This is a genomic window from Sphingopyxis sp. (assembly GCF_051861155.1).
Classification (GTDB): domain Bacteria; phylum Pseudomonadota; class Alphaproteobacteria; order Sphingomonadales; family Sphingomonadaceae; genus Sphingopyxis.
In genome coordinates this window covers 268,978-280,867 of sequence record NZ_JBHYDE010000001.1, presented here as the reverse complement: position 1 = coordinate 280,867, position 11,890 = coordinate 268,978, and the positions used below count along the sequence as shown (strand labels likewise).

The following is an 11,890-nucleotide window of genomic DNA, read 5'->3' as shown; positions in this document are numbered from 1 at the left end:
AGAGCTTCGATGTCCGTAGATGGCAGCTATGATTGCGTTACCAAGTCGCCAATGGGTGACCAGAAATCGGTGTTCACCGTGACCAGCGACGGCGGCAGCTTCACCGGTTCGAACGCCGGCGCGATGGGCGCGCTCGACGTCGAGAACGGCAAGGTCGACGGCAACAAGCTGAGCTGGACGATGAACATGAAGGTGCCGATGCCGATGACGCTCGAATGCGAAGCGACGATCGACGGCGACGCGCTGACCGGCACGATCAAGGCCGGTGCGTTCGGTTCGATGGCGATGACCGGCACCCGCCAAGGCTGATTTCCGGGCCGTTGTGACAGGAAGGGCCGCTCCCGGTTTGGGGGCGGCCTTTTTCATTTGAGGGAGGGGAGCGGCCTTGCAACGTCGCGTCATGGCCCCTCCGTCAGCGCTTCGCGCTGCCACCTCTCCATCGCTTCGCGACCGGGAAGATTATGGTCACAACTGCTCGTTTCCCGCCACGCGAACCCGCCCTCTCGCGCGGCGCGCCGCTTTGTCTTGCATAGCTTTTCGGTTGCAAAGGGCTATTCAAAGCCCGGGCATCGGCGCATAGGCTGCTGCGATGCACAAACCGGCCCAAACCCCGCAGCGGAGCCTGCCCGGTGATCGCGAAATGGTGGTCATGATGGCGATGGTGATGGCGCTCAACGCGCTCGCCATCGACGCGATGCTGCCGGCGCTGCCCGCGATCGGCAAAGGGCTGGGCGTGCTGGTTGCCAATGATCGCCAATATGTCATCTCGCTCTATCTGCTCGGAATCGGCTTTGGATCGCTGATCTATGGCCCGCTCGCCGACCGGTTCGGGCGCAAGGGTGTGCTGGTTCCGGCGCTGCTCGCCTATGTCGTGTTTTCGATCGGTTGCGGCTTGGCAACGAGCTTTCCGATGTTGCTGGCGCTGCGCTTTGGCCATGGGCTGATCAGCGCGGCGCTGGGGGTTATCGTCGTCGCGGTCATCCGCGACCTGTTCGCGGGCGATGCGATGGCGAAGCGGCTGTCGCTGATTTTCCTGGTGTTCATGATCGTGCCGATCATCGCGCCGACGATCGGCGCCGGGGTCGCGGCTATTGCTGGCTGGCGCGCGATCTTCATCGTTCTGGCGGCGATGGGGCTGGTGATGCTGGCGTGGCTGCGCCGCCTGCCCGAAACGCTCGACCCCGCCGACGTTCGCCCGCTCGACTGGCGGACGATGGTATCGGGCTGGGCGACGGTGACGCGGCATCGCCGCGCCGCGGGCTATATGATCGCGTCGGGGATGATGCAGGGCGCGCTCTATGGCTATCTCAACAGCAGCGAGCAGATCATCGACGAGGTGTTCGGCGCGCAAAGCTGGTTCCCGCTGATCTTTGCCTGCGTCGCGGTGGGGATCGCGATCGCCAACTTCTCGAACGCCGCGATCGTCGAGCGGTTCGGTGCGCGGCGCGTGTCGCAGACCGCGGTGTTTGCGTTCATGGCGACGTCGATCGCCCAGATCGCCGCGGCGCTGAGCGGCGCCGAGACTTTGGTGATGTTCACCGCGCTGATGATGGTCAACATCGGCCTGATCGGTTTTATCGGCAGCAATTTCGGGTCGATCGCGATGGAGGATTTCGGCCATATGGCGGGGGTCGCTTCGTCGTACCAAAGCTTTGCCAAGACGCTGCTCGCGGCGACCGTCGGCGCGCTGATCGGTCAGCAATATGACGGCACGACGCTGCCACTGGCCTACGCCTTTCTGATCAGCGCGGCGGTCGGGTTGGCGCTAGTGCTGTGGGCCGAGCGCGGCAAATTGTTCACCCGCCCGGGCACCGCGCCCAAGACCCCCTATTGACAAAGAAAAGGGCCGCCCCGGCGAATTGCCGGGACGGCCCCTTTGGATTGGCGGCGCTTTATGCGTCAGTTGATCGGCGCGTGCGGTTCCAGATCATCCTCATGCACCTCGACAATCCCGCGGCCCAGATGGCTGCGGCTGCGGCTGTAGAGGAAATAGAAGACCAGGCCGATCAAGGCCCAGACCGGCAACACGATCATGGCCTCATAGGGCAGGTTGAGGAACAGGAACACCGTCCCGGCGACCGTCAGCGGGCCGATCAGCCACAGGGCCGGCGTCTTGAACGCACGCGGCGTGTCGGCAGCGGTCTTGCGCAGGATCATCACCGCGACAGCGACCATCATGAACGCATAAAGCGTACCCGCGTTGGCAATGTCGGCGAGCTTGCCGACCGGGAGAAACGCTGCGGCGAACGCCACGACGATGCCGGTGATCGCAGTGATGACATGCGGCGTCTTCCACTTGGGGTGCACCTTGCTCCACGATTCGGGGAGCAAGCCGTCGCGGCTCATCACGAATGCGACGCGGGTCTGGCCGAACAGCAGGATCAGGATGACCGACGGCAACGCGACGAATGCGGCGATGCCGAGCATATTGCCGACCCCCGACCAGCCGATCTGGCGCAGCACATGCGCGAGCGCCTCATTCGAGCAGACGAGCGGCAGTTCGTTGGCGGCAAAGGTGGCGCACTGGCGTGCCAGTTCTTCGGAACCGGCGGGGAAGGGCACGCCGTTCGGGCCCATGATCGGCTGGCCGCCGATCGTGCCGACTGCGCCCGCCGCGACCAAAATGTAAAAGACGGTGCAGAAGAGCAAAGAGCCGATCAGGCCGATCGGGACGTTGCGCTGCGGGTTCTTGGTTTCCTCGGCTGCGGTCGAAACGGCGTCGAAGCCGACATAGGCGAAGAAGATCGTCGCCGCGGCGCCGACGGCACCGAGGCCCGAACCAAAGCCGCCGAAGATACCTGCGGGCAGGAAGGGATTGAATTTATCGGTCGAAAACGCTTCGCTGGGCAGCGTCAGCACGATGAAGGCGGTTAGCGCGGTAACCTTGATCGCCACCAGAATGGCGTTGACGCGCGCGCTTTCGGTGGTGCCGATCATCAGCAGCCAAGTGACGAGCAGCGCGATGATCACGGCGGGCAGGTTGATGATACCACCCTCGATGCCGCCCAGCGCCAATGGTGCACCCGCAAGAGCCGCGGGGAACTGAAAGCCGAAAAATTCGAGCAACAAGCCGTTGAGGTAGCCGGACCACCCGACCGACACCGCCGACGCGGCGACGGCATATTCGAGAACGAGCGCCCATCCGACGGTCCAGGCAAGCACCTCGCCCATTGTCGCATAGGTGTAGGTATAGGCGGAACCAGCGACGGGGATCATCGCGGCGATTTCGGCGTAGCAAAGCGCGGCGAGGATGCAGATCAGGCCGGCGATGGCAAAGGCCAGCATAAGGCCGGGACCGGCCTTCTGCGCGCCCGCGGCGGTCAGCACGAAAATGCCCGTGCCGATGACGCAGCCGATGCCGAACAGCGTCAGCTGAAAAGCGCCCAATGTTCGATGAAGCGATTTCTTTTCGGCTGTCGCCAAAATGGCATCTAACGGTTTTACCCGGTTAAAAAGCATAAATTGTCCCCTTGTGGCGGCTGGTTGCCGTCCGTCTCCAGGCTGCGCAGACTAGCCGCTCCGCGCGCCAGCGCAACTTAATTTCAGGGGGCCAGCGGCGCTTTTGTCGCAGGTCCACGCACGCTTATCGTACCGTAAAGCGCACCCGGTCGATCATCCGCCCGCCCGGATCGACGAGCGCCAGCATATGGCTGCCCGGGCGCGGCAGGATCTGCTGACCGGCGTCGGCGTCGCCCAATGGTTTTTTGTCGAGGATCAGGCGGTAGCCGGCGACGGCGCCGCTGACCGTCACCGCGAGGCGCTGGCGGTCGATCGGGATGTCGGGGTCGAGCGCATAGACGCTGCCGCTGACCGGACTGGTGATGCGCGGGCGGCGCGCGGCTTGCGGCGCGGCGGCCATTTCGGTTTGGGCGGTGCCGGCCATGAAATATTCGCGGCGTGGCGGTTCACGGGTGCCGGGGAGCGCGATCTGGCGCGCCTCGACGCCTTCGGGCATCGCGGGCGCCTTGCCGGGGTTTCCGGCATGGAGCGCGAGCATGACGTCGCGCCAGACGGGCGCGGCGCCCGAGGTACCCGAGACGGCGCGCATCGAATCGCCCTCGAGATTGCCGACCCACACGGCGACGGTGAAGCGATCCGAGTAGCCGATGCACCAATTGTCGCGCATGCCTTTCGAGGTACCGGTCTTCGTGGCGGCCCAGAAGGGGAGACGCAGCGCGCTGTCGGCGCCGAAGGCGTCGGTGCGGGCGGCGGCGTCGGCCATGATGTCGCCGACGATGAAGGCGGCGGCGGGGCCCACGATCTGGCGCGGCGGAAGGTTGCGAAGGTGCCGCGTAGCGTCGAAGGTGACCGGCGACCACTTTCCAAGATTTGCGAATGTTCTGAAGGCGTTGGCTTGTTCAACCAGCGAGACTTCGGCCGATCCGAGCGCCAAACTGAAGCCGTAATATTCGCCGTCCTCGACAAGGCCGTGATAGCCCAATGCCCAGAGGCGGTCGCGGAACTGCTGGACGTCGTCGATGACGAGCGCGCGGACGGCGGGGACGTTGAGCGATGAGGCGAGCGCGTGACGGACGCTGACCGGTCCCTTGAAGCTGTGGTCGTAATTTTTGGGGACATAGAGCCCCGAGGCGGTGTCGAGCTGGACCGGGCTGTCGTCGAGGATCGACGCGGCGGTGAGCCAGCCATGCTCGATCACTTGCGCGTAAAGATGCGGTTTCAAGGTCGAGCCCGCCTGCCGCCGCGCATTGGCACCATCGACGGAGGCGGCGGTCGATTTGAGGCCGACCCCGCCGACATAGGCGAGCACCTCGCCGGTGGCATTGTCGAGCACGACGACGGCGCCGTCGCGGACGCGGTCGGCGCCGAGCCCGGCGAGCTGGCGGCGCAGCGCGACGATGGCAGCGGTCTGGATGCGGCGGTCGATCGTGGTGGTGACGCGCTTGCCGGGCTGGTCGAGCAGGCGAACCGCGAGGTGCGGGGCGAGCGCGGGGTCGAAGCGCGCGGCCTGTTCGCCCGAGACGAGGGTTGCGGCGGCGGCGCGGATCGCGGTGCAGTCTTTGGTTCGGGCAACACGGCAGGCGCGGCGGCCGAGCGCCTCGGCGCCCGCGGCAGGATTGGGGAGGAGGCCTGCGAACAGCGCAGCGTCGGTGCGGGTCAGGTCGGCGGGTTTCTTGCCGAACAGGCTTTGCGCGCCCGCGCCGATGCCCTGCGCCTCACCGCGCAGGGGCAGGAGGTTGAAATAGGCTTCGAGCATCTGCTCGTGCGTCCAGTCGGAAGCGAGCGCCTGCGCAGCGCGCATCTGGCGGAGCTTGGCGCGCCAGTCGCGCTGGCCCGGTTGGGCGAGGCTGGGGTCGAGGAAGGCGGCAAGTTGCATCGGCAGGGTCGACGCGCCGCGCGAGCGGTCGCCGGTCCCCCCCAACGTCAGGCGCGCGCGGATCGCGCTGGCGACCGCGAGCCAGTCGACCCCGCGGTGCGACCAGAAGCGCCGGTCCTCGGCTTTCACCACCGCAGCGCGAACCGCGGGGCTGATGTCCTGGAGCGGCACCCAAGCGAGGCGGCGGCGCTCGAAATTGACGCGTTCGCTGTCGAGCAGTCGGCCGTCGCGGTCATAGAGCCACGCTTCGCTCGGCTGCCAGTCGGCGCGGACGGCGGCGTAGGCGGGCATGGGGGGCGGGCGGGTGAGCAGGTGCGCGGCGGTGGTGAGGATGAGCAGGGCGAGGGCGAGCCAGGCGAAGGCGTCACGCCAAGAGCGGCGCACTGGAGATTGACTATCCACGTTCCGTCATCCCGGCGAACGCCGGGATCTCACCGTGGCGTTGAAGCGCGCCGTCGAGATCCCGGCCTTCGCCGGGATGACGATCCAATTAGGGGTGGTCATGCCGTCAATCATCTCGTCATTGCGAGCGGAGCGAAGCAATCCAGGGTGTGACAAGCCGCTCTGGATTGCTTCGCTCCGCTCGCAATGACGGGGACGGGCTGGAGCGGGCGTAGGGATCACGACCCCACACTCGCCACTGTCAATGTGCCATTCGGCCACTGGCCGCGGATCGCGGGGGAGTACATCGCCTCGACCCGCGTCGGCGGCAACGAGAAGCGGCCCGAGCCGTTGAGGCGCACGACATATTCGACCGCGTGGGTGCCCGCGGGCATCCAGCCGAAATAGCCGCGCCAGCTGTCGCGGCCGCGTTCGACATAGCTCGGCTGCGCGCCCGATCCGCCCGCCTGATCGGCGAGCATTTCGGACTGGCCGCCGAGGTTGCCGACGATCGTCGCGCCGGGGGCGACCGGATCGTTGATCACAACCCACGTCCGGCCCGCAGCCGCGACAACCTCGATCCGCACCTTGATCACGTCGCCGCGGGTCAGGCGATCCTTGTTCGCCGCCTTGACGATGCTGACCGAGCGCTTGATCCGGTAACCCGCGTTGAGCGGTTCCTTGAGCGGCACCGCGGCCTTGACGCTGACCGTCGCCCAGGGCGCGCCGGTGCCGTCGTGCTTCAGGCTCATCGTTGCCGCGTTCAGTGCGACGCGAAGCGGCGAGACGGGTTCGGCCGACGATTCTGGGGGCAGCGGCCAGCTTTGCGATGCGGTGGCGCCCGCGAGGCTGATGTTGGTGACGCCGGTGATCGCGCTCGCCGGATACAGGTCGGCAAAGCGGCGGACGGTGACCGCGCCCCACGCATTGGCGGGGGTGGTGTCCCAATGGCCCTTGCGCTGGCGCTGCGCGACGCCGACCATCAGCTTGCCCGCGTCATCCTCCCACCCCTTGCGGCCGAGCACGGCTTCGAGGGCCTTGATCGCCATTTCGTCGCCGCTGGTCATCATCCACCAGGGCGCGCGGGCGTCGTCGACGAGGTCGAGGCGGGTGCCTTCGTAAACGAGCCGCTTGCGCAGCTCGGCTTCGGCGGCAGTACGCAGGGCAGGCGCGCCGCGGACCCCCGGGGTGCGTTCGATCGCGACGAGCCAGTCGGCGAGCGTGCCGGTTGCCATGTCGATCGGCGCGACGTCGTTGGCGGCGACCAGCTGCGCGCTCGACGCATTGTTGCGTGCGAGCGCCGCAAGCGCCGCGATGCGGACGGGGCGGATGTCATAGGGGCCATAACCCTTGCGGGTCAGCCGTCCCTCGACGACCGCCTGTAGCGCCTTGATCATCCTGGCCTTCGACGCCTCGGGGATCGCGTAGCCGTTCGCCGCGGTGACCGCGAGGACATAGGCGGTGAGCTCGATCGACCCCTCCATCCGTTCGTTCGGCCAATAGCGGAGCAGGCCGTCGTTATCGAGATAGGTCGGCATCGCGTCGGCGAGCGCCTGCCAGCGCCCAAGATCGCCGAGCGCAATCGCGCGCGAGGTCGATTGTTCGAAGCAGTTATAGGGATAGACGCCCATATAGTCGCGCACGCCAGACAAGGGCGGCGCGAGCGTTCCTGCCAGAGCGACATCGACATAGCCGCCGGGCAGCGCGCCCGCGGGGATGCCGATCGGCAGGGTGGTGCCGGGGCCGACGCGGAACAGGCTGGCGGCCCAGGTTTCGACCGGCACCGCGGGTTCGACGACCTGCGCAAAGACCAGCCGGTCGCGCTGCTTGCCGCCCTTCGCCACCGCCTCGACCGTCCATTCGATCGGGCCGGTTTGTTCGGGAGCGGTCATCGACCAGCTGATCGGCACCGCGCCGCCCGCGGGGATGGTGACGGTCAGCGGCGGCGCGGTCGCGACGGCGGGCGACAGCGTCGGGGTCGCGGTGACCTCCATCGGCTGATCGGTGCCGTTGCGCAGCGTGAAGCGCGCATCATAGGTGTCGCCGGTGCGCACCAGTTCGGGCATGCCGGCAAAGATACCGAGATCCTGCACGGTGCGGACGGTGGTTTCGCCGGTGCCGAAATATTGCGATCCGTCGGTCGCGATCGCGACGAGGCGGAAGCCCGAGAGATTGTCGCTGAGCGGCACGTCGACGGTGGCGCGGCCCTTGGCATCGAGCGGGACATTGCCCTTCCACAGCAGCACCGGGCGGAAATCTTCGCGGGTCAGACCCGACAGGTCACCGCCGCCACCGCCGCCGGGTTCGAGCGCCTTGCGGCCATAGTGGCGCTTGCCGACGACCTGCATCTGCGCGGTCGAGGTGAGGACGTCGAGGGTGCGCTGCCCCATCATCGCCTCGATCAATTCCCAGCTTTCGTTGGGGGCGAGCTGCAGCAGCGCCTCGTCGACCGCGGCGAACGCGACGTCGGCATTTTTGGGGGCCTTGCCGCCGGGGGTCTTGACCTCGATCGCGACCTTGGCGGTTTCGCGAACCGAATATTTCGCTTTGTCGGCCTTGACCTTGACGCCGAGCTGGTGACCTTCCCAGCCGACCTTGATCCGCGCGATGCCCATGCGGTAGCTCGGCTTGGCGAGATCGACCAAGGCGGTCGGCGGCGCGCCCTCGCTATTCTCGATCTTGAAACCGACCGCGCGCTTCATCTGGCGGAACCAGCTTTCGTTGCCGGTGACGCGCCCGCGCACCGCCATCACCGAGACATAGACGTCGGGGGCGTAGGTCGCGGGCAGCTTGACCTTGACGACGGGATTGGTGCCTTTCAGCGGCACGACGAAGCTGGAGAGCACGCCTTCGCGTTCGACGGTGACGAGCGCGGTCGCTTCGCGGAAGGGCATGCGGACCTGGAAGCTGGCGGTGTCGCCCGCGGCGTAGCGCGGCTTTTCGGCGATGACGTCCATGCGGTCGCCATTGTCGCCGCCGAACCACCAGTCGTCGTCACCCGCGAGCCAGACCGAGCGCACCGCGCGCGCTTCATTGCCGCCCTCGTCGAGCGTCGTTGCGACGACGGTGACCTCGCCCGAGACGCCGGGTGCCATGGCGCAGCGCGCGCGGCCGAGCTTGTCGGTCGTCGCGGTGCAGCTGGCGGCGAGCTTCGTCGTCCGCATCTGGTTGTCATAAGCGTAGAAGCCGCCGATCAGGCGGCGCCGCGCGGTGATGATCTCGCGGTTGTAGAGCGCGACCGAGACGCGCTGGCCCGAAATCGGCTTGCCGTCGAGGTCGAGCGCGATGAAACCCAGCTTCAGATCATTGTCGCGCATCAGCCAGCCGTCGGTCTTGAGCCCGAGGCGGACTGCGGACGGGTAGAGGGTGATCCGGCGGCTGGAGGTCAAAGTCTCGCCATTGGCGTCCTCATAATCCATTTCGACCGCCATCACCGTCGGTTCGGTGATCGGCTGGTCGACCGCGACGCTGGTCGTGGCAGCGCCATTGGCGTCGAGCTTGAGCGGCACCGAGCGCGCGAGCGGCAGGTCGGCGGCGGGTTCCTCGCCGCTGTCGTCGAGCTGGATCACGCCTTCCTTGACCGGCTGGCCGTCGAAATCCCAGTCGCGATAATCTTCGGGCGGCGACCAGCTGGAGCGGAAGTTGGTGCGCAGTTCGACGGGGATGTTGGCGGCGGGGCCGCCCGAGAGATAGCCGACAAACAGCGCCAGCGGCACCGACGCCGGGCGCACCGGCGATGTTTTCGGGCCGGTGACGGTCGCCTTCATCGTCGGCAGGCGATATTCGTCGACCTTGACCGACTGGCCCGACCAGATCGTCTTGTCCTCGCCATCCTTGTCCTTGGTGACGAACACGAGTTCATAATCGCCCATCGGCGCCGAGGCGGGGACGTTCCACACGCTGTCGCCGCTGCCGCTCGTGGCAATCGCGAAGGACATTTCAAATTCGGTGTCGGAGCCGCGGTGGACGAGGCGCAATTTGCCCGCGAGCGGCTGCGGCGTCATGAAGCCGGTGCCGACCGGGCGGCGCAGGATATGCTTCATATGGACGGTTTCGCCCGCCTTGACGAGCGAGCGGTCGAAGACGGTGTGGAGAATATCCTCGCGCTCCGACCAGCCATAGGGGAGGTCGAAATCATAGGGGCGGATGCCGCTGCCCCAATCGGTCAAGGTGAAGCTGAAATCGTCGCCCGAGCGCGCCGAGACCATCAGCGCATGGCCCTCGCTCTTGGTCGGGTCGGGCTTTTCCTCGCAGCTCGAGTAGGTTTCGGGCTGGGGCAGTCCGCCGGCAAAGGCGAGGCGGCCCGCCTTGTCGGCGGTACCGCGCGCGAGCAGGCGGCCGGTGCAGCTGTCCGAAACGCGGATTTCGGCGCCCGCGACGGGGAGGCCGGTATCGAGCGCGGTGACCCAGGCGAGCGAGCCTTCGCGGCCCCATTTGAAATGCACCGCCATGTTGGTGACGAGCGCGGCGGTCGCGACATAGCGCGTCGCCTTGCGCCCGAGCAGCGCGGCGCCGAGTTCGGGGCTGGCGATTTCGACGACATGGAAGCCCTTTTCGCCGAGCGGGATGCCGACGACTTCGAATTGCTTGCCGCCGCCGGGCGGGGTCAGTTGCAGGTCGCGGCGCTCGCCGCCCGCGGGGGCATCGGCGAACACCGATCTGGTGCCGGTGTAATTGACCCGGATCTCCTTGCCGGTGCGGTCCTTTTCCTCGCGATAATCGGTGTCGTCGGCGTCATCGACGCGTTTCAGCCAGCGCGCGATCGCGACATCGTCGTCGCCGACCCGGAGCGCGGTGGCGGGCATTTTGAGGTTCTTGCTGACCATCGTCCCTTCGACGCCGCGCACGGTGACGGGCAGGACGCCGCCCTCGCCGGCCTCGAGGATACCGAATTCGGCGGCGAATTTGACCAAAGGCGGGGCGCGGTCGATGTGGAATTTCAGCGGGAAATTTGACTGATTCTGCAGCTTGCGGCCGCTCTGGTCGGTGACATCGGCGGGCAGGATCAGCGTCGCGTCGACATTCTGCGGCAGCGGACCGGCGAAGCGTACGCTGGTGAGGTAGGCGTCATTCTTGTCGTCGTCGTCGACCTTGGGGGTCAGGCGCTTGCCGTCGGCGGTGGTCAGTGTCGCGGCGAGCGCGGCGTCGCGCGCGACCGGCGAGGCGAAGCTGAGCGTCACATCCTTGACCGGGTTGCAACCCGCCTGCGGATTGACGCGGCTGCACGACATTTTGGCGGTGAAGGCGGGGCGGACGTCGAAATCGAAGCGCTGGTCGCGTCCGGCGGTGCGGCCCGGCACCCCGGCCTGCGCGATGCGGGCATCCCAGACGACCGCCATCTCGCGCCCCGGGGGCAGCGGGCGGCGGCATTTGACCGGGACGACGCGGTCGAGCGCCGCCTCGCGGTCGGCGCCCGCGGCGGGCAGGCGCAGCGGCAATCCGGCGTCATAAGTGAACGACTGGCGCGACCAGTTGGCGTCGCCCAGCCCGGTCAGGATCTCGGTCGCGGTGCCGCGCGGCAGGACGTCGAGCGGGATCTTTTCGCCGATGCCGTCGACCGCGCAATAGCCGAAGCGGCCGACCGAGGCGCGGTCGGCGGCGACATTGGTGGCGACGAGGAAGATCTGGTCTTCCTCGATCCCGTCATAGATGCCGCCCGCGAGGATGGCGCGCGCCGAGGGGCCGCCGGTGTCGAGCGCGAAGCGTTCGTTGCCCGCGACGGCGACGCCGCGCGCGGTCTTCAGCCCGGCGCGCAGCTCGACATGGCAGCGCAGCCCGCCGGGGAGCGGTTTGTCGAATTCGAGCACCCAGGTGCGGGTGTCGACCCAGCGGCTGGTCGATGGGAGTTTGCAGTCGTTGGTCGCGGGCGCGGCGGCGCGCGGATCGCCGAGCGGCACCATGTCTTCGGAAAAGCGCAGGGTGAAGCGGGTGATCGTGCCGTCGCCGGTGCCGCTGCTGCCGGGGGTGGCGAGGGTGACTTGCGGTACGGTGTCGGCGGTTGCGGTCGCCGCCATCGCGAGTGAAAGGGGGAGGATCAGCGCTAGTTTCGCTTTGCCGGCGAACCGCGCCGCGAGCCCTTGCCACCGCATTTTCATCGCACCGTCTCCCCGCCTGAACCCGCGCTTCTATCCTGCTGGAAACAGGGGCTGCTGTCCACCCGTCGCCGCGTACCGG

The 11,890-nt window shown here is 67.3% G+C and carries 5 protein-coding genes; 2 read left to right on the top strand and 3 right to left on the bottom strand.

Annotation, left to right across the window (positions count from 1 at the left end; translation table 11 throughout):
- Window positions 1-9 precede the first annotated feature (9 nt).
- Complete coding sequence (locus ACTIFP_RS01390; protein WP_439566935.1) at window positions 10-309, top strand: hypothetical protein; 300 nt, start codon at window positions 10-12, stop codon at window positions 307-309.
- A gap of 280 nt (window positions 310-589) precedes the next feature.
- Entirely contained in the window at window positions 590-1,834 is a 1,245-nt protein-coding gene (locus ACTIFP_RS01385; protein ID WP_439566934.1) for a multidrug effflux MFS transporter, read from the top strand.
- 65 nt (window positions 1,835-1,899) lie between these two features.
- Here ACTIFP_RS01385 and ACTIFP_RS01380 read toward each other — a convergent pair whose 3' ends face one another.
- From ACTIFP_RS01380 to ACTIFP_RS01370, 3 genes are all read right to left on the bottom strand, one after another.
- Window positions 1,900-3,459 carry an amino acid permease gene (locus ACTIFP_RS01380; RefSeq protein WP_439566933.1) on the bottom strand — a complete coding sequence of 520 codons (1,560 nt, stop codon included), beginning with the start codon at window positions 3,457-3,459 and terminating at the stop codon, window positions 1,900-1,902.
- A 124-nt stretch (window positions 3,460-3,583) separates the two neighbouring features.
- Window positions 3,584-5,719 (bottom strand): penicillin-binding protein 1C, encoded by a 2,136-nt coding sequence (pbpC, locus tag ACTIFP_RS01375; protein ID WP_439566932.1) that lies wholly within the window; start codon window positions 5,717-5,719, stop codon window positions 3,584-3,586.
- A 236-nt stretch (window positions 5,720-5,955) separates the two neighbouring features.
- A complete protein-coding gene (locus ACTIFP_RS01370; protein ID WP_439567283.1) occupies window positions 5,956-11,805 on the bottom strand; it encodes an alpha-2-macroglobulin family protein in 5,850 nt (1,949 codons plus the stop codon).
- Between the last annotated feature and the right edge of the window lie 85 nt (window positions 11,806-11,890).